17 protein-coding genes and 1 pseudogene are annotated in these 19,047 nt (G+C 59.5%); 4 read left to right on the top strand and 14 right to left on the bottom strand.

Annotation, left to right across the window (positions count from 1 at the left end):
* Window positions 1-187 precede the first annotated feature (187 nt).
* A complete protein-coding gene (locus ACLFKU_RS35145; RefSeq protein ID WP_410852213.1) occupies window positions 188-598 on the bottom strand; it encodes a hypothetical protein in 411 nt (136 codons plus the stop codon).
* A gap of 367 nt (window positions 599-965) precedes the next feature.
* Here ACLFKU_RS35145 and ACLFKU_RS35140 point away from each other — a divergent pair, with 367 nt between their 5' ends.
* Window positions 966-1,154, top strand: a complete 189-nt coding sequence (locus tag ACLFKU_RS35140) for a hypothetical protein (RefSeq protein WP_410852212.1) — start codon at window positions 966-968, stop codon at window positions 1,152-1,154.
* Between the two features lie 198 nt (window positions 1,155-1,352).
* Window positions 1,353-3,668, top strand: a complete 2,316-nt coding sequence (locus ACLFKU_RS35135; protein WP_410852211.1) for a dockerin — start codon at window positions 1,353-1,355, stop codon at window positions 3,666-3,668.
* A gap of 327 nt (window positions 3,669-3,995) precedes the next feature.
* Here the strand turns inward: ACLFKU_RS35135 and ACLFKU_RS35130 are convergent.
* From ACLFKU_RS35130 to ACLFKU_RS35120, 3 genes and pseudogenes are all read right to left on the bottom strand, one after another.
* A pseudogene (locus ACLFKU_RS35130) lies at window positions 3,996-4,589 on the bottom strand (IS66 family transposase zinc-finger binding domain-containing protein); the annotation flags it as partial.
* Between the two features lie 984 nt (window positions 4,590-5,573).
* On the bottom strand, window positions 5,574-6,353 hold the full coding sequence (locus ACLFKU_RS35125; protein ID WP_368586635.1) for an SDR family oxidoreductase: 780 nt from the start codon (window positions 6,351-6,353) through the stop codon (window positions 5,574-5,576).
* Window positions 6,353-6,679 carry a nuclear transport factor 2 family protein gene (locus tag ACLFKU_RS35120; protein ID WP_410852210.1) on the bottom strand — a complete coding sequence of 109 codons (327 nt, stop codon included), beginning with the start codon at window positions 6,677-6,679 and terminating at the stop codon, window positions 6,353-6,355. Before ACLFKU_RS35120 ends, ACLFKU_RS35125 begins: the two co-directional genes overlap by 1 nt.
* Window positions 6,680-6,773: 94 nt before the next feature.
* Here ACLFKU_RS35120 and ACLFKU_RS35115 point away from each other — a divergent pair, with 94 nt between their 5' ends.
* Window positions 6,774-7,115 (top strand): winged helix-turn-helix transcriptional regulator, encoded by a 342-nt coding sequence (locus ACLFKU_RS35115; RefSeq protein WP_184227208.1) that lies wholly within the window; start codon window positions 6,774-6,776, stop codon window positions 7,113-7,115.
* A gap of 600 nt (window positions 7,116-7,715) precedes the next feature.
* On the opposite strand, the gene ACLFKU_RS35110 is transcribed toward ACLFKU_RS35115, so the two are convergent.
* From ACLFKU_RS35110 to ACLFKU_RS35100, 3 genes are all read right to left on the bottom strand, one after another.
* Window positions 7,716-9,815 carry a P-loop ATPase, Sll1717 family gene (locus tag ACLFKU_RS35110; protein WP_410852209.1) on the bottom strand — a complete coding sequence of 700 codons (2,100 nt, stop codon included), beginning with the start codon at window positions 9,813-9,815 and terminating at the stop codon, window positions 7,716-7,718.
* A gap of 366 nt (window positions 9,816-10,181) precedes the next feature.
* Window positions 10,182-14,114 (bottom strand): filamentous hemagglutinin N-terminal domain-containing protein, encoded by a 3,933-nt coding sequence (locus tag ACLFKU_RS35105; RefSeq protein ID WP_410852208.1) that lies wholly within the window; start codon window positions 14,112-14,114, stop codon window positions 10,182-10,184.
* Window positions 14,023-14,253, bottom strand: a complete 231-nt coding sequence (locus ACLFKU_RS35100; protein WP_410852214.1) for a hypothetical protein — start codon at window positions 14,251-14,253, stop codon at window positions 14,023-14,025. Before ACLFKU_RS35100 ends, ACLFKU_RS35105 begins: the two co-directional genes overlap by 92 nt.
* Between ACLFKU_RS35100 and ACLFKU_RS35095 the strand changes: the two genes are divergently transcribed.
* Entirely contained in the window at window positions 14,146-14,490 is a 345-nt protein-coding gene (locus ACLFKU_RS35095) for a hypothetical protein (protein WP_410852215.1), read from the top strand. The genes ACLFKU_RS35100 and ACLFKU_RS35095 overlap by 108 nt on opposite strands.
* Window positions 14,491-14,652: 162 nt before the next feature.
* Here ACLFKU_RS35095 and ACLFKU_RS35090 read toward each other — a convergent pair whose 3' ends face one another.
* The 7 genes from ACLFKU_RS35090 to ACLFKU_RS35060 all read right to left on the bottom strand — a co-directional run bounded on the left by ACLFKU_RS35090 (window position 14,653) and on the right by ACLFKU_RS35060 (window position 19,036).
* Complete coding sequence (locus ACLFKU_RS35090) at window positions 14,653-14,997, bottom strand: hypothetical protein (protein WP_410852207.1); 345 nt, start codon at window positions 14,995-14,997, stop codon at window positions 14,653-14,655.
* A 26-nt stretch (window positions 14,998-15,023) separates the two neighbouring features.
* Window positions 15,024-15,332: a hypothetical protein gene (locus tag ACLFKU_RS35085; RefSeq protein WP_410852206.1), complete on the bottom strand. Its 309-nt coding sequence runs from the start codon at window positions 15,330-15,332 to the stop codon at window positions 15,024-15,026.
* 294 nt (window positions 15,333-15,626) lie between these two features.
* Window positions 15,627-16,190 (bottom strand): hypothetical protein, encoded by a 564-nt coding sequence (locus ACLFKU_RS35080; protein ID WP_410842440.1) that lies wholly within the window; start codon window positions 16,188-16,190, stop codon window positions 15,627-15,629.
* Between the two features lie 269 nt (window positions 16,191-16,459).
* On the bottom strand, window positions 16,460-16,789 hold the full coding sequence (locus tag ACLFKU_RS35075) for a hypothetical protein (RefSeq protein WP_410852205.1): 330 nt from the start codon (window positions 16,787-16,789) through the stop codon (window positions 16,460-16,462).
* Between the two features lie 176 nt (window positions 16,790-16,965).
* A complete protein-coding gene (locus ACLFKU_RS35070; protein WP_410852204.1) occupies window positions 16,966-17,454 on the bottom strand; it encodes a hypothetical protein in 489 nt (162 codons plus the stop codon).
* Between the two features lie 282 nt (window positions 17,455-17,736).
* On the bottom strand, window positions 17,737-18,792 hold the full coding sequence (locus ACLFKU_RS35065; protein WP_410852203.1) for a hypothetical protein: 1,056 nt from the start codon (window positions 18,790-18,792) through the stop codon (window positions 17,737-17,739).
* Window positions 18,793-18,877: 85 nt separating this feature from the next.
* Window positions 18,878-19,036, bottom strand: a complete 159-nt coding sequence (locus ACLFKU_RS35060) for a hypothetical protein (protein ID WP_184251902.1) — start codon at window positions 19,034-19,036, stop codon at window positions 18,878-18,880.
* Between the last annotated feature and the right edge of the window lie 11 nt (window positions 19,037-19,047).

The following is a 19,047-nucleotide window of genomic DNA, read 5'->3' as shown; positions in this document are numbered from 1 at the left end:
GACATTCCGGCAGCAGCGTTGCCTGATTGCGGTCTGCACCTTCGACAAATCGCCCCATCTTCCCCTCTCGCGCCAACAGGTTGATTTAGTCTAGGCTATCAAGCACGTTTTTACACGGCCTCGGCCGTAGCCCGACCGATTGTGCCGTCCCGACGTTCCGCGACGCGAGGACGGCCCATCACAGCTCCTAGCCTTGAGATTCTTGAATGATTTGGTCGCGATACTTGCGCCATTTCTCTAGGCCGGCGGTAGGGTGCTCGGACTGATCGAGCAAGCTACTGTCCGAAAGGTCTATAGCCTGACAGCCAAGGCGTTCGCAGAGCTGGAGGATTCCGCCCACGATGGCCGCGCTCGCCCGTGCGTGAAGTGCCAGACTTCGCACTGAGTCGTCTTTTCCGAGGTTAAATTCGATCGAGCCGAACTCGACATCATAGATGCCCCAGGCAGGATCGTTCCAGTTCGTCCCCGGAAAAGCATCCGACACCGCCGCTTGAACTTCTGAACGAGTCCCTAGTGGATGTGGCTGCTCGTCACCGGGAATGTCTTGGATACGGCGATAGCGTTTAGTGAATTTGTACAGCGAGACGTCCCAGCTCATATTGGGCACTCCGATGAGGCTACCGGTCGATAGGGGAAGGTGGGGCAATTGTCGGTGATCCATGCTCGTCTGTCGAACGGCCGTTCCTGGCCGAACGCGGCGGTCCATGATCAGGCGTCCGAATGCTCGAACGCTGTTGCCGATGTAGTGGCCGGCTCCGCCCATGTAAGGTCTCAATTCCCGACCCTTGTCTTCCTATTACACCCTCCATATCCCGGTGTTCGATGAGCGATTCCGGTCGGTAACGGATCGCAGGACCGGCCTGGTTTCCCTTGCGAAAGCATTGTGGCTTTATCAGCTGGAACGGCCCTAGCTCGGCAGTACTTCCATTTGGCTCGGCAATGAGTTCCCTTTGTACGAGGTCGTCATGGACGGCGCGGTGTATCGGCTGTTATTGCGGGAGACGTGGCCGGGCAGCGGAAAGTTCGAAACGATATGTGTAGCTGCAGCCGGTTATTCAACCGATGGGGCCGTTTTCGCACCGGGACTCGACGCGATTCCGAATATGCCAATGGCCTTGGTGCGAGAAATCGCCTATGTAACCGGCAATCCGTAAGCGTGGAGTGATGGCTGCTTACCCGCTTACGAAGAAAACAGGAAATAGACAACAAAAAATAAGGATTTCCTTACGCTTTTTCCACGCCGCGCTCGATGTTTTTTAGCGATACGGCAATTAAGATCGCTGTCGACGCAAGAAGGGATGCATTGCGTCGAAAGAGGCTGCCGAAGGCAGTATGACCGAACGGAAAACAAAATGAAGATGAAACGAAGAATCCACCGAGTGTTCTGGGCCACCGTTGCGGCGTTGCCCCTGGTTTCGTGCAGCGGCGGAGGATCGTCCGGCACGGCTGGCAGCGCGCCGCATGCGTCCGCGCAGATCGTTGCTGCCGCGGCGGTTCCGGCCACGAGCTGGACCAGCGTCAAGTGGGGTGGCGGCGGCTATGTCACCGGCCTGATCTACCATCCGACCAACGCAAGCCTGCTGTACGCACGCACCGACGTCGGCGGCGCCTACCGCTGGGACACGACGACCTCGTCGTGGATCCCGCTCACCGACGGCCAGGGTTTCGGCGCCGGCGAAGGCCGCTACCACGGCGTGGAGAGCATCGCCCTCGACCCGAACAACGACCAACTGGTCTACATGATGACCGGCGATACCGTGGGTCAGGATGCCCACGGCCGCATTTACATTTCCAGCGACCGCGGCAACACCTGGACGCACTACGACCTGCCGTTCGCGGTGGGTGGCAACGATAACGCCCGGGGCTACGGCGAACGTCTGGCGGTCGACCCACAGAATCCGTCGACGTTGATGTTCGGCTCGCGCAAGGCCGGTATCTGGAAGAGCACGGACTCGGGCCATACCTGGAGCCAGGTTACGGGCTTCTCGAGCACCACGGTGACCGGCGGGGGGACCCCGATCGGCGTCGAACAAATCATTTTCGATACCCCATTCAAGGGGACTGGGCAGCCGACGTGGATCATCTGGGCCACCGTTGCCTCCGACTATGCCCTGGCGGCAGGCTTGACGTCGACGCTATACCGGTCCACCAATGGCGGCGCCACGTGGGCGCCGGTCGCGGTCCCGTCCAACGTGACCAATTACGACATCCCGCACGTCGTGAAGACGTCTGACGGCACCTTCTACATGACGTTCCGCCCGACAGCTCCTCAGGTTCAGGGCGGCAGTGGCCCCAGTTATCTCTACAAGTTCGGCGCCAGCAACAACAGCACCTGGACCCAGCTCTTGAGCTCCACCAGCATGGGGATGGCCGGCCTGTCCGTCTACGGCGCCGGCTCGATCGCCCGCATTGCGGTGGGCATGACAGGCTGGAGCGACACCAGCATGCAAATTCAAATGTCCGATGATGGCGGCACCAGCTGGCGCGAAGTCGAGGCCAACATGCCGCATACGTCCGACACCTGCCGCGGCTGGATCGAGAACGTCACGATCGACCCGGCCAACCGCGACCACATCATGCACGTCCACGGCGGCGGCATCTGCGAAACCACGAACGCCTCCTCGACCACGCCGGGCTGGAGCTCCAAGGTCAACAACCTGGAAGAGACCGCCACGCTGTTCGCCGTCGCGCCTCCGGCCGGCGCGCAGTACAAGCTAATTAACGCCGCGGGCGACATCGGCGCCTGGGTGATCACGGACCTCGCGACGCGGCCGACGCGGGCTCCGATGCCCGGATGGAGCAGCGGCAATGCGGCCGACATGGCGTGGGCCGATCCGTCCTACATTGCCGTCACCGGCGTCGACAATGCCAACGGTTCCGCCGTCAAGGGCTTCTGGTCCGGCGACTCCGGCAATAGCTGGTCGCAGTTCCCGTCGATGCCTACCGGCGGCTCGGCCAGCTCAAGCCCGGTGCAAAGCCTGGCAGTCACGTCCCGCAACAACCTGGTCTGGGCGCCGCAAGACTCAGTGCCGTCGTACACCACGAACAATGGCGCGAGCTGGACGCAAACCAACCTGCCGGCGTTTACCGCCACCTGGAACGGCTTCTTCCGCGCTTATCGCCTGGCCGTGGACCGCAACAACCCGAACAAGGTCTATGCCTTCGATTCGGGCGGCGCAAACTGGAGCTGGCAGCCTGGCAAGGTCTACGTCTCGACCGACGCCGGCCACACGTTCACGCTGAGCCAGGGCTCGGTGAACGCGAACATGGCCTGGAATGCCTGGGGCGATACGTCGATGGCGATGAACCCGAACGCCGAGGGCGACATCTGGGTGGCCGATGGCAATGCCGTGTACCACTCGCTGGACTCAGGCGCGACCTGGACCAAGCTCACCGCCTTTGCAACCGCCAACGGCACGCTCGGGGCCACCAATATCACGCTGGGCAAGGCGCAAACCGGCTCGCCATACTCGGCCGCGGTCTATGTGGAAGGCACGATCAACGGCCAGTGGGGCATCTTCCGCTCCGACGATGGCGGCGCAACGTGGTCGCGCTTCAACGACGACGCGCACCAGTTCGGCGGCAACGCCGTGGTGGTGGGCGACTGGAACACTTATGGCCGCATTTACGTCAATGGTGTCGCTCGCGGTCTGATCTTTAGCAACTGAGGTTGATCGACCTATCTCCGTCCGGTTGCGGCTTGCAATCGGAAGGGCGAGAGCATAGGCGATCTGGTTGCTGCCGTAACCCGAAAGTTGGTCGTCAACTTTCGGGTTTTTTCATCCGTGAGTCTGACCTTCCTGTCGAGATTCCCTCAACTACTCGGCAGGCGCCCGAGCAGCACCGTAGTGCAGGTTGTTGACGACGGAGATTCGCGACGCTATCGGATGGGGTCGACGCGAGCAGTTGGCGACAGCGACGGCGCCACGTTCCATGGAAGCAACTGGTCGACACGGTTGGCCGGATGGTCAGCGATGTGGTCGAGCACGTAGGCGAATGGTGCCGGGGTCGATCTCGACGCCGTCGCGCGCATACATGACTGCCTGGCGGTGCAATGGGATGTGGCAAGCGAACTTCGACACGGCGATGTGGGGGAGCAGCGACGGGCCCGGGATGCCGCGGTCGATCGGTCTGCCCGGTGCCGCTGTCTGCACGATGCGATCGCAGTACGCGCAGGCCAGCTTCGGACGGTGGTGACGGATCACGCGGAAGTGCGCCCGGACGTACTCGAGTTGCTCCGCGACGTCTTCGCCCAACGGCTTGAGACGCCCGCCGCAATCGGGGCAGTCGTCACCGGCAGGCAGATGGACGCGCTCTTCGTGTTCAAGGTGATCGGGCAACGGCTTGCTGCTCGCACCTTCGCGACGCGGCTGCTTCGTTTCGTGAGCAGCCGTCACTTCGGCGGCACCTTCGTCAGCCTGCAGGTCCTCCAGCCGCAATTCGAGTTGCTCGATCTGGCGATCCAGCTTCTCCGATTTACGGCCGAACTGCATGCGGCGCAGTTTCGCGATCGTGAGCTTTAGGTGCTCGATCTCAAGCGACCGCGACGAGAGCTGCTGCCGCAGCCCGGTGACCTGGGCGTCGCTCATCGATCACATCGCCGGCGCGATATGCGGCCGCAGGGCCGCTAAAGAACATCTGCTGTACGTCGATAACGATAACGGCAATACGGGACATGCAAGCCTCGCAATTCGTTGGTCAATGGGGGCGAGTTCCGCAGCGCCGGTTGCGAAGCCGTCATCTGCGGGAGACTCGATGCATGGCTTCAGGAGCGCGCATACCGATGAACTTTGCGTAAGCTGTCTTCCGCAGTTCCTGCCATTGTCGACGATCTGGCTAGGACCGTCCAACGTCCGTAGATGGCCGGCTAGCGCCAACGACCGAGCGCGACGATCGTCCCGGCCGGGCGCCCGATGCAACAGGCACAACACGACCCTAAACAGCCTGTTGCACCCAGCTTGCCAGTGTCCTTTGACGACCACATATCAGGCACTGGAACATCCCGGTTGACTCGACACTCTGTAACTGGATCGGCTACAAAACGGAAAGCGATACGTGAGGGCGATTTTTCGGCGCCTGTCGACAGCCTTCCTTCTCCCGAAAGTGCGTTGTGAACCCTCGATGCTATGGCACAGAACGTCCCGCGGCATTGGTTTGTGCGGTGAGTATGCGCCCCGAAGTTTTTGGATGGCCTTCGCAAGGTCACTTGAGGATGGCAGACCGAACAGGCGAGCCTAATCTATGCGCTGAAGACAATCGACGTCGCACCGTCGTGACTACGAACCAGCAGCGATCGCGTGCAACAATCGGATTCGCTTCTTATATTGCAACGGGCTCGACGCCTTAAAACGGCGATGGGAACCGACAGCCTTACGACTCGCCCTCGCAGCTTCACTATCGGCAAGCGGAGCGCGCAGGCCCGCGAGGGCCAAAGGCGTCAGGGGTCAAGACCGATGGCAGCGGCTTCCGCGGCGCGGGGCGCACGCCCCAACGCAGCAGCGGTACACCAGGACGCACAGGGTGCCCGGGCGATGAGTATCGCAGGATCGTATCGGTGTCCCGATGGATCAGTCTTACGCGGTGGGAATCGTTCCGCCGTCGATCACGTACTCTGCCCCGCTGATCGCCGCCGCACGCGGCGAGATCAAAAACGCGATCAGGTTCGCGACTTCCGCCGGCTTACACGGCCGTCCGAGCGGGATGCCACCCAGCGCGTCCATAATGATCTGCTTGCCGCCTTCGTAATCCGTACCGGCCTGGCTGGCAAGCCGTTCTGCCAGCGCAACTGCCGCTTCGGTTTCCACCCATCCCGGCGACACGCGCACGACGCGCACGCCCTTAGGCGTGATTTCCTTCGACAGACTCTTGCTGTACGTGGACAGTGCAGCCTTGGCGGCAGCATAAGCCGTGGTTGATTCCGGCAAGGGCAAACGATTCTGGATGGACGTGACGTGGATGATGACGCCTGCACGTTGCTCAATCATCTTCGGCAACAACGCCCGATCCAGTCGTACGGCTGGAAACAGATTGAGATTCAGTTCTTTCTGCCATTCGGTTTCATCCAGCGCGGCAAAACCGCCTGCCGGGGCTGACGATCCGCCCAGGACATGGATGATGGCGTCCACGCCACCCAGCCGGCTTTCGACGGCCTGTGCTACGGTGCCGCAACCCTCCGGCGTAGTGAGGTCGGCTTCGACGAACATGGCGTCGGGAATGAAGTCCGGCTTGGCACGAGCCGTCGTCAGGATGCGCGCGCCGAGTTCGCCGAGCAGTTCGACGACGGCGCGGCCAACGCCCTTCGTGCCAGCCGTGACCAGCACACGCTTGCCCGTTAGTTCGCGGTTCGTGGTCATCAGTGGATCTCCAGAAATTCAATCTTGTGGTCCGTGAGCCGGAATACATGTTTCAGGTCGGCGAGACCTCCAGGGAAGTTGCCAGCATATTGAGCCACGACAGTGACGCCGGCGTCGTCTTGCACGAACGTCAACGGCTCTACGCTATAGCCATACTTGCGCTGCGCTTCCGCCAGCCAGGTTTCGATTGCTTCGTGTCCCTGATACGTCTGGCCTTCATCGTGGACAACGGCCTTTTCGGAAAAAGCACGTCGCAGCGATGAAGGCGCGGCACCATTGCTCACCTGAAAAAAAGTGGAGACCGCATCGGGTAGTGAAACGTCCATGCCAGTAGCCTCTGAGGGCAAAGTGTCGATACAGGAATTTTCGCTATAAACTTACTATTGAACAAGAACGCACGGAAAAGTAAGTTACCTACCTATGGGAAAGGAATACACCCCCGACACGGCCGCAGTCGGTGTCGAAGCAGTGCTGAAATTGCTGGAAGGGCGCTGGAAGCTGGTCATCCTGTTCCACCTTTTCGATGGCAAGGTGCAGCGCTTCTCTGATCTGGAGAAGCTCGTCCCTGGCATTTCGCAAAAGATGCTCGCGCAGCAGCTACGCCAGTTGGAGGCGGACGGGATCGTGGCAAGAAAGCTCTATGCCCAGGTGCCGCCCAAGGTGGAATACCGGTTGACTGATTGGGGACAAGCACTCTGTCCCGCTCTGGACGCCCTTCTCAAATGGGCGGAGCAGCGCAACGAGTTGCTAAAAGCCGTCTGATGCCGAGTAGTTGCCCTAGGTAAGTTGATTTGCCGAGCAAGCCAAGCCGGATCAGACTCTCCGCGGTCGCAACAATGGCGTCAGCGGGCCAACGGCCCTTCGACCGCTTTGAGCGTCTGTTGATGGAGTCAAAAGAGTCCTGGAACACGACACGATCAATGACCGCAATTGGCCGACTGCCGCCCGACGCGGTCGGCCGGACCCGACCCACTCCGGTCAGATGACCTTCTCCAAACCGGCCAGTCAGCTGAATTCAGTTTTTGCGAACCGGAGTGCCCATATGCGGCCGTTGGCGACTTCACCCAATCGGCCACAACCCGCCGTTCGGCGGGCGAGGAAATCTGCCGTTCGAATGGCTGCATTACTCCGGAACTTGACGGACAAGCTACCCGCACAGATACGGCCGTAGCAGCCGTGGCGCGCCCGTCGACCAATCCGCTAAGGTCTCCCTTGCTGTCAGATCCGCGAGTATATTGACGGCAGCGTTGCTCCCCGCCGGCAAGGCAGCAAGGGGCTGAGCCTGACGACGTTTCGTATTACGGCTAGAGGCGCAGCCAGCCAGAGTCGGCTGGACGGGCTCCCTGTCGCCTCCACGAGTTACTACCTGCGCGGCCGAGTGCTTTTTATCGACAGATAGTTGCGCTCGTATGAATCGAGAAGCGCACCCACCTGTTTATCGACAGCGTCATGTTTCTCCGGGCTTCTTAATTTCTGCAGGAGCTTACATATATATTTCGCCGGAAATTTTAAAATTACGACGTTATGTTCCTTGTTAAGCTCCTTGATCCAATCAAGGTCTTTTCCAGTCCGCGGGCTCTCATCAACATCGCGCGTGATCATGAATCCAAGTCGGCCATACACGCCAGTTAGATAGGATCGTACCTGCCGATACTCTGTAGCTCCGACGTCAACGTAATTTTTGGTTTCGAATACTACTTGCCGAACACCGTAGTCGGTATGTGCACGACGCCAGAATTCGGAAGCCTCTCGATTTCGCCCGACAATATCCCGTCTTTGAACTGCTGCACCATTCGGATGGGGTTGGATATTAGTCAAGTGCATAGCAAAAATTGTTCTTAGCGCATCGAGACACCATGATTCAAATTCACGATCACCGTCCCGGCCTTGGGGGATCCTGTCCAGTTGCGCGACAATTTGACCTATCCTTGCCCTTCGGATTTCAGGAGTAGTGGATTCAACCTTGATGTCGTATTCATCGGTTATCTCTTCTGCCTCCTCAGGCTTCAGAGCATTACGAGTTAAATTCAATCCAAGCCAATAACACGGGTGAATCAGTAATCGTTCATTGTCAGCGAACGCCTTATCTGGCGTGCGTCCATCGTGGCAGAAAGTAAATGCCGAAGTGATAGGTTCATGAACGCCAAGGAAGCCCACACTATATAAACCTTGCAGGATTCCGCTCGGCTCGAGCAGCCTAAAATCTTGCATTACGCCTTGCGGTGTGGAGTCTGGAAGAGTTTCGACGACGTGCCTTAAAGCTTCCGTTGCGTCCCCAGCGGTAAATTCTGGCTCTCCATTCGCGAATGCGTTGGACGCTTCCTGAATCGACGGAAAAATTCGTTGGTACTCTTTCCAAAGATCTTCTAAACGTCCGTGCGAAATTGACTGTGCCGCTCGGTCAAGATCGGCCAAGATAGCTGTCTGACGGCCGTCGCGCGCTGCATAGTAAAACGCCTCATTAAGCAATGAAAGCAAATCACGCGGACGGTAAAGAGTGAACTGCAAACACCTCTTGAATCCTTCTCGCCCTTGTAGTTCACCGGCAGTGCACCTATCCCAAATCCGTTGATCCCGCTCAAGCTCAAGGCCAAACGATATTCTCATGCGCGCCGCTACGAGCAGGAGGAGCTGAGCCCAATCCCAATGGAGTCTTATTACTTGGCCTTCAATGTTCCGTGAATAGTCCGGGTCTTCTTTCGACACCGCGCGGTAAATGTTATCTCTGAGAAAAATGATCGGTCTAATTTTATCGGATTTTTTGTTTAACTCGATCGATGCATAGACTAGGCCGGTAATAATGCCGATTCCGATCGGATCCGGCTCATAGCCTTCGTCTAATCTGTCCATCAGAACAACAATTTTCCTCTCCGTCTTTGACAATATGGAAAATATACTGGACTCAACGTCGCTAAGCTCGAGATTTCCTGACAGATCACCGACGGCTTCCTCCGGCGAATTCACCGAAAGATATCCCTTTGCGATCACCCTGCATTTTTGCAGTAGACTGCCCCTTGCAGCGCGCCATTTGCTTACATGCGCTGATACAAGCTCGTCCTCGGCGATTTGCTTAGACGTCTTGTAGTTTTTTTCTAGAGCGCACGCAACTTCCATCAAAATCGCATAACGCCACAGCAAACGGGTCGAGGCCCGTGCCAAGTTGAATGATGTTGAAAACGGCTTCAACATCGCTCGGAAGCCAATCACTTCGTCGTCTTCCGGCGCGAACCCCAAAACTTGGACGCGCTTGTCAGCCTTCCAGTGATTTTGCAGCTCCAAAAACAGTGCGCTCTTTCCAGTGCCTCGCCGACCGACAACCACCGTGCGCTCGTCCGACTCGATCAGTGATCGGAAGTCGGCTGTGGGAACGAATGCAGAAGTGAGCATTCTCCGATCGTTTTCTGCAGTACCGTCTCCGAGCCGATTGGTCTCTATTGAAATCTTGGATTTGAGGTCAGCCATCATACGTCCGCGCAAGTGGTCTTAGACGCAGTTTTACCCTATTAAACTTGTTCCGAATAGAGGCGAATCAAAAGCGTTCGGCGCGTGTTTCCCGATACCGCATCCCTGTGCCGCGATTTGCATCGATTCACGTGACGGTAATCGGGTTATCCCTCAGCACCCGAATGGGGTCCGCCCTGCGAAGAAGTGGGGCGCTTCCCAAGAAGTGCAACGCTGCGTCAAAGTATCGCGGGTGTAGCGTCAGGAAACTGACGATAGCCGCCTTTGACCGATGGTCGCGTCAGCGGCAGCAACGGCCAAACCGCAGCCCTCAGACAGCTGGCCTGGACGACCGGACCACTCGGGTATGATCTATGGCGGCATCGGTCAATTCTCAAAGAAGGGATACAGGCCGCTCGATGGAAGACGCAGACTGGGAGCACCCGCGAGCGTGCCGTTGACGTCTCGCCCTGGTACGGCGGGCGCATTGCCGAGGCCGAGCGCGGCGGCGCTGGCACCCGAGGGACCAGACACGGCCTGCACACTCGTGTTCGTGATCTGGCCGCCGCTGATCGTCAGCGCCTGGCCGCTCGTGATCGTGCCACCGACCGAACCCGTCACGTACGTGATCGACGGATTGGTCCACTGCTGCCAGGACGACGGCGGATCGTCACCGCTGCCGGTCCAGATGTTCGGATAGCCCGAACTGTTCAGGAACGAGTAGGTCGTCGTGAGTTGCGTCGCGGTATTGAGGATCGACGCATAGGTGCCGGCAGACGCCGCATCCGATGCATCTCCTGTCGGGAGCGCCTGACCGTTGATGCTGAGGTTGCCACCCGCCGCAATCGCACCGTTGTCATTGTTCAGTTGCGTGCCGACCATCAGCTTCATGTTCCCGCCGGCCGTCAGCATCGCCTGCTGGCCGCTCGTCGGCGCGAGCGTAGTCGTCGTGATGGTCTCGTTGGCCTGCCGCTCGGTTTCGATCTGGTAGGGACTGTCAGCGGGCAGACGGATCTGCGTGCCCGTCAGGATCTGCGTGTTGGGGTCGGTATAGCCGGGGTAGGTTTCGAGGCGGATGCAGTTCGTCGTGCAATCGCCGTACTGGTTCGAATAGGTGATCGTGCCGAGCACGTTCTGCGCGGTGTCGTTCGCGTACTGCGGCCATGCGGTGCCGCCCGCCTGGTCGGGGTTGGACTGGCCCGTCTTGTAGCCATACACGTAGAGCGTGACCTGATCGGCAGTGGGCGTCACGCGCGACTGGTCCATGTACTGCACGTTCTGGCCGCCGTCCGGCAACTGGTAGGTGAGGCCGTTCTGCATCCAGCCGAACACCGACGCATTGGCGGGCAGATTGACCACGACCTTCTGCACGACATAGCCGTCTGGCGTGACGACCGGCGTGACCGACACGATATCGGCAGGGTTCACGTAGTACGCGACCTGCTGGTTCATGTTCGCCTGGCTCGCCGACCACCACGGCAGTTGCGTCATCAGGTACGACTGCGTCGTGCTGCTGGTCGTGGTCTGGACGTTCTGCCAGACGTTGTTGATCCGGTTCGCCGCGACGTTCATGTCGCCCTGCGATTCGATCGTCGAGGACAGGTTGTTGATCGTGCCGGTCGGGTTGACCAGATTGCCGCTCGCGTCGGTCGTGCCGTTCGCCGCGATGTTCATATCGCCGAGACTGAAAATCTCCGCGCCGTTCTCATTGGTCAGCGTATCGGACACCCACAGGTTCACGTGCTGGACACCCGCGATGACTGCCGCCTCGCCGCTGTTGTCGAGCGTACCGGCGTTGACCGTGACGCTGTTGCCGATCAGGGCGCCGGTGTTGGCAAGGCGCTGGCTCGTCGTCGTGACGGTGTTGCCTTCGATGGCACCCGCGTTGGTGATATTCCCGGCCGCATTGACCGTGGTAGCGCCGGTGGACAGATCGCCCGGATTGCCCGACACGATCTGCGCACCGGCCGCATTGACGACGTTCGCCGCGTTGACCGTCACATTACCCGCTGACGAAAGCGAACCGTTATTGGTCAGCGTGCCGGTCGTCGTGAAGCTCAGCTTGCGGTTCGCCGCGATCTGGTTGGCTGCGTCGTTCGTGTAGTCGCCCTGCAGGCTGAGGCTCGCCTCGCGACCGCCGATTACCTTGCCGTCGCCGGTCAGGGTCGTGGCCGTGATGCTTAGATCCTGGTCGCTGGCGATGCTGCCGCCTGCGTTTGTGAGGGTGTCCATCGCAATGGTGATGTCGCCGCCGCTACCGGCGGGGTTCGCAATCCGCCCGTTGGTGTTGTCGAGGCTCGCGGTAGCCAGCAGGATCTGTGCGCCGCTGATCTGGCCACCCGTATTGTTGACGCTCGCGCCCGACTGGTTAAGCGTCAACCGGCCGCCTGCGATCAGGTTGCCACCTGTGTTATCGACCGACGACGGCGTGTCCAGCGTGAGTGCGCCACCGGCCTGAACCTGACCGCCCGAGCGGTTCGACAGCACCGGCGCGGAAACCGTCACGCCGCCGTTGCCGCCCAGCGGGCCGCCGTCGTTCGTGAGGCTCTTCGTCGCCGCGACGTTCGTGTCGCCCGTTCCGGCGTTGAGGAGTTTGCCGCCACTGTTGTCGATGGTCTGGCCGGAGACCGACAGTGTGGTGTCCGCCCCTGAGCCGAGAGCCGAGATGTCACCTCCGGCGTTGGACAGCGCGCCCGTCGCGCTCGCCAGCACCGATCCAGCCGCCTGCATGGTCCCGCCGTCGTTCGAGAGCGTTGAACCCGAGGCGACCGACAGATTGCCGCCCAGTGCACCGATCGTGCCGGCAGTATTGTCCACTGCGCCGCCTGAAACAGCGACAGCCCCCTTGCCGCCGATCGTGCCGCCAGCGTTCGACACCGTCCCGGTGGCTGAAACCCCTAGCCTGCCACTGCCCGCGTGGTAGATCGTGCCGCCGTGGTTCGCGACACTGGCCGCCGTTACCGTCAGGTTCTGGCTGTTGCCCTGGATGGTGCCCTGCGTGTTGTCGAGCGCACCACCCACCGTGATCGCGGTATCGCCGGTACCGGTCTGCGTGACGGTGCCGTTCCGGTTTGCAAGATTGCCCGCCTGGATCGCGAGCTGTGGCGCATTGAACGTGCCGCCACTGTTATCGAGCATGCCTGCTGCATTCGCGGTGATCGACGAGCCTGCGCCCGTGCTTGCGTTGACGAGATCCAGATTGTCGCCGGTGGCGGTCAGCGCAAGCGCCGACGCGGCCCACGTCTGCGCGCCCGACAGGTCGAGCGACACGCCGTAGAGCGTCACGTTGCCCGCGGCGACATTCTGGCCGGTCGCCGACAGCAGTCCCGCCGACGTGACGGAGAGGTTGCCGCTGCCGGCAAGACTGCCGTCATCGTTGACTCCTGCGCCAAGCAGTCCGGTCGAGGCGACGCTACCTGCGCTGATGGTCGTATCGTGCTGCGCAGCGATGGCGCCGCTGTTCGTAACGCTCGCGGCGCTGATGCCGAGCTTGCCGCTCGCAGTCAGCCTGCCCGTGTTGACGAGCTGGCCCGAGGTGGTCAGCGTGAGGTCACCAGCCTGCGCGGCGATGGTCCCGGCATTGGCTACGCCGACACCTTTCTCGTTGCCGACCAGAAAGACGCTGTTCGCATACATGCCACCCAGTTGCGACACGTCGATGGACACGGCTGGTGCTGCGCCTGTGCCTGCGATGGGTGTTGCATTGAGACTCGCGTAATCGACCTGATTTGCACCGGTCACAACGTTCAGCGTCTTCGCGTAGATCGCCGCATTGGCCTGCACGGCGCGCGCAATGAGGTCCACCTGATCGATATTGGACGCGTTGAAGCCTGCGCCCTGGACCGTGATGGTGCCCCCCGTGACGTTGAAACCGGTCAGATTGCCGTTGCCGTCAATCAGCGGGTTGCCGGTCGTGAGGATGCCTCGCGTGGTATTGATGAAGCCGCCACCATCAATGACCAGGCCCGAACTATTCGAAATGACGACGCTCGCCTTCTGGCCCGCGACTTCAACGGCCCCTCTCAGGAGTGAGGGATTATTGCTGTTGACCTGATTGACGATAATCTTCGCGGCGTCGTTGGGCCCGAAATTCGGATTACCGTTGATTTGTCCTGCAAGCTGCGTAGATGTTATGACGGGCGAGTTATTCAGCACCGCACCGCGCGAGCCCACATCAAATTGTGAATAAGTGTTAAGCGACACACCGCCACCGGACGGCTTATTCACATTAACTTGCGGCAGTCCATTCGCCGTACTGATTACGATCGGCGCATGCGCGCCGGAGGGGACGATCTGCGCATCCGAGAGGGGGGGGGGCAAATCCAGCGAGTACAAGCACCGCGCAGGCCACGTGACGCATCGCGAACAGGGTGAAGGAGTGCAGCGCGACCGATGCGCCGGCTTCACCGTGACAGGAATTTCCATGTCCGGTTGCAGTTTCTGCAACGGCAATGAGCATACCCCGGAGCTTGCAGAACACAAGCTGGAAGCAACGGTTATTCATTTTTCTTTACCTGTGATGCCGGATGAAGCCTTGCACAACGCAACGGCGTTTTTCCAATATCCTTTACAACGACGCATGACCCGGATGGCCGGTTGGGCGTCGCCCTTCGAATTACTTTTTTCGGCGAAGCAAAAAGATTATCAGAGAGAATTGGCGACAACCATCGGACAAGTTCGACTTATCTATATTTAACGTTCTGTTTCGCCTACTCAAATTCAAGATTGGGATATGCGCACCTGCTGTCGCTGTTGACGGCCAATTAGCAAAGAGCCATAAAGGCGGCACCTGAAGTGCGGCTCCTCAGAAGCGGCCATTCGCGAGGAGGCGGGCCTTCCGTTGACCGAAGTCCCCGGGCTAATGATTCTCGGCGCGTCCCTCATGAACTCCCAATCTCTCGTAGACGATAGCGAAGCGGTCGCCGAGCTCCTGTTGAAGATGGTCACTCATCGCCGCCGCCGACGCTTCAAAGCGTTCGTACTCGTGCGCGTCCCATGGTCCCGGGTCTGGAGGGTATTCCCAGTTAAGCGATAGGTCATGCCACGCAGCCATTTCCGCAAGCTTTCTGCGCGTCTCGTCAGCTAGCGGCAGCGAGTCCTCAATCGGACCAACTCCGTATGTGCTGCGAGTTGTGTCGTCTCCCGCCCAAATACAACCACCGCCCCACTCGAACATGAGCCTGAGGCCATATTGTTCAACCATCGGAAGCCTCCGCGTTTGTAATAAGCTCAAGCGCGGATAGCACGAGCGAGGTCTGTCGAGATTTCACCAAGAATGCGAAGGGCAATGAATGGGTCCTCCGCGACGCGTTTCGGATCGACAACAAGCAGATGGGCATAGCCGTCGGCCGCTTTCCCTCGGGTTCCGTCGATCAAAAGCTCAAGCTCAGGTCGGCTTACGTTACCGGCAAGCACTGAACGCAGAGCAGCGTGGAATTCGTTATTGAAAGTGGAAATATGTTGAAGCTGTTTTGCTTCCCAATTCGAAGCGAGCCATTCGAGGTTTTCCCGCAATCGGTCCGTCAACTGGAGTGACATTCTCCATTCCCTGCGAAGTGAGCCCGCCTCCCGGCGACTCAGCGGTGGGTGCGTCCTCCGGATTGTGAACAATGTACCCGGCGGTGTCGAGTGACCGGAACTGGCCGCGCTGCGCCCTACGACCGAGCACGATGATCGTCTTGGACGCGACTCATGCAAGGCGCATAAATCGACCCTGAAGGTACAGGCGCGGATAGCGAAAGCGCACATTCGCATCGTCATTAGAGGCGAGTCCTGTTGGGCTTGGCGACTATCTCGCCTAAATTCTCAGAGCGTCTGAATCGTCGTCCTTAATCATGGCGTGAAAGGCAGTTGCTTCCATTCGGCGCCTGTGCGTCGGTACAAGTGAGGGAGCAGCCGATGGTCGCAATCCCCGGACCGCTCTACGACGTGCCGAAGCTCCACTAGCCCTTGTGCGGAAGATGAGTCGCAGAATGCGAGGAGGTCACGCGCTGGAGCAACCGCGACAAAGCCCTGCGGGGCGAGATGGGCATACCAGTCATTCCACATGGCATCAAGCGTGAGAAGACTCGCCTCGAAGTTGCCTCCCATGAGTGCAACATATATCGAACCGTACTCGCGAACAGCCAGCTTTTCTTCCGCAAGAGCTTGCAAATTTGAAACGGCCATTGAATGAAGCTGGTCAACCGAGACACCTTCCTGTTCCAGATGCCGGTGCTGAACAAAGGCCAAATGGTCAGCTGTATCCGCGACGTACGAAACCATTAGGTCGTCGATGAAGGGACGGAGAACAGGCGAGTCCTCCCGTGACAGCGATATTGCTGGCGTTGATTCTTGCACCACGGGCTTCAAGTAAGCGATGGCGCGGGCACAGATGCCGCCTTCTGTCACAGTCATAGAGCGATATTCAATCAATCCAAAAATACGGCTAGAACCGTAGAACCATCCTTGGCGGATTGTCGACGATTCGCGTCGCGATGTCGAACGGCCGGTTATGGCCGGTCAGCGACGCACGGGTAACCGGTTGCACCCCCGCCGCTTTCGCTGTGACGAGCACCGTCAACAAAATCCACCTATCAATGGCGGGACGCGCAAAGTTGTTGACATTTCCGCGTGAGTCGCGAATCGCGATAGCTTCAAATCCTTGTGGTGAGTGTGTCGACGAGTCAGTTTACACTCGATGGGTCAACATAAGTCGCGCACGCTCTCGTGCGTTTGCCGGCACGCACGCCGTTTTCGACGGTGCGTACCAGGGTGCCGCGGCCGATGGTGGAAACGGCAAACTGCATCGCCAGCGACGGCGTGGCAATGTGCGTCGTCACGCCGAGCCCATATGCGGCCGCGTGCTCGTCGACCTCTTCCAGCATGGTCTCGATATGCCGCGCAAGACTGCTGTTTCGATCGTTGTATTGGCCGAAGAGATGTAGTGCGCGGGTTGCGGGTGGCCTTCTTCCGCGACGCGGCGCACGGCTTCCAGCATGAGAATCGTCGCGCACGTCGAGTCCTTGCCGCTGGCCGTGCCGCACAACGGATGGCCGGCACGGATCAGGCCCATGAGGACGGCGATCGCCGCCTCCATCTTTTGAAGAATGTCATCAAACATGATTGCTCCGGTTTATTGGAGCACGCCCCCTACGGGAGCGGCTCCCACAGGGGTTAATGAGTTGAAAGGTCAGTGAGGCAGTGCAGACATCTCGTCGATCATCTGACGGTAGGTAATGAGGCCTTCCTGATGCTTCTGCATGAGCGCTGCGCGGCGTACACCCCGTGCCCTTCGGGCAGTTGATCCGATGCGATCGAGTGCTCCGGGATCGGTCACGCAGTAGCCCATGCGGAGCATTTCTTCGATCGCCTCGTTGAGGGAGTCGAAGCAGAGATGACCGATGAACCCGTTCAGGTCGAACTGCTGAATGCGCCACGCCTTTGAGCCTGACGCATCCGGAAGCACGAATGCCCAGGACTCGCGATCTTCCATGCGGCACTCGATACCGGCTGGATAACCGTCATACGAAGACATGAGACGTTGATATGCGATCTGCAGCGGGCGAGCGATGTCACGCAAGTGACGCCCGAAATCCGCGGGAACCCGGGTGGATGCCGTGCAGACCCGCTCCCAGGAAGCAGAACGGTAACGATTGGCGCTGCGTTGAGTGCTTTTCATGAAGGCTCCAGTAGGACGGGAGCCTTCCCCGGTGGGAGAAGCTCCTAAGGGGAAAAAGAAGCCCGCGAGGCGGGCTGGTCGATGCGCCAGTGGCGCAGAAGATTCACACAGGGTAATTCCAGTGCGCGAGCGTGGCCACGGGGAAAGATGCGGAAATAGTGGTCTCTTTCGACCGAAGACGAGCCGCAAATCCGGCGCCGACTGCGCGAGCACCAAAAGAAATGCCCGTCGGGCGGACCCCAGGACGGGGACGCTCGACGGGCGGTTTCAAGGTGGTACCGGTTAGCTGGTCCTGTATCCGAACCTCTCCAGATCGGGTACACCGCCAATGGAATGGATAAACGCTTCAGCATCCACACCATTTTTCGCAGCCATACCCCGGAATTCGTTAATCCTTTCCATTGCGTGCCTGATCGCCTCTTCCCGATCCTTCAGTTCCAGTGCAAGGATCTGGCCGTTCCCGCGCGCCAGCTGAACTCCCTGAAGCGCGGCCTCATGTTCACGCAACCGGCTCAGCGCCCATTTCACCCGGTCCCGGACATGATCAGGAACTGCGTTGTTCATGTCCGGCAAGTGAGGACCGCATGGATTGCGCAACACCCCGGCAAACTTCTGCAGCATGGCTTCCTGCATCGGCACCGTGAACCTGCCATTCATCTGCACGGCGGCAACCCAGTCCTCGCCGTCCAGAAGATGATAGAAATTCGCGTCGCCGTCCGCTCTGACCCGGATGGTCGGAACAGGCTGCACACTGACCGGGGTCGACTGGCGATTCGCGATCCATTCGATCAGCGAAAGCTGATCGCGTTTCCAGTCAATCTCATCGTGCGGGTACTCGAAGCGCTCGCAAAGCAGCCGGTGGAAGTTTTTGAACTCGTGGTCCGGCGATCGACAATCTCCGCCTTCCAGCACTTTGCGGCTCTCCAGCAGAGCAGTAGCCCCGAAGGGAGTGTCGACCTCAGGCCTTTCCTTCCGGATATGCTTCATCCATTCGGCGGCCGAAGGCAGTTGAGATACGAGTTCGACGATGCGACCGTCGATGCCGGCGTGCGCATCGACATAGGTATCGTTGAGAATCGCCGCCTGCAGGTCGAACAGGAAGACCAGCGCATCGACACCGTGGGCCTCAGCGATCGCTCCCAACGTTTCCACTGCGTTCAGCAGCTCGCGCATGAAGCGTGCGAACAGGCCTGCACGGTGCATTGCCACGATTGCCGCGGTCGCAACGTCTGCGGCTTTGCCGGGATCATCAGCAGGAATTTCGGCCTCAGTGATCGCCTGTGAGTGAACGAGACTGCGCATGACATCGTCTAGAAAATCACTGCATGAGAAGGTCAATTTCGGCTCCTTAAAGAATGCCGGGCAGACCTCCCCAACCGGGAGGTCTGCCCGGTCGGGGTAAAGAGAATTTCGATGGCGGCAGTCAGGCGCGACGAAGTTGCCGGTCGAATGGCGACAGACTATTGGCTGGTACGCGCGTCGGATGTCTGTGAAGCGCAGCAAACGACTGCTGTTCCCAGAGCAGGCATACAAGTGCAAGCATTGCCCCGATCACGGTTGCGGTTGCGATCTGCTTCTTCATGGTCACCTCCA

The organism is Paraburkholderia sp. EG304 (assembly GCF_046543485.1).
Taxonomy (GTDB): Bacteria; Pseudomonadota; Gammaproteobacteria; order Burkholderiales; family Burkholderiaceae; genus Paraburkholderia; species Paraburkholderia youngii.
This window is presented reverse-complemented; position numbering and strand designations above follow the sequence as displayed.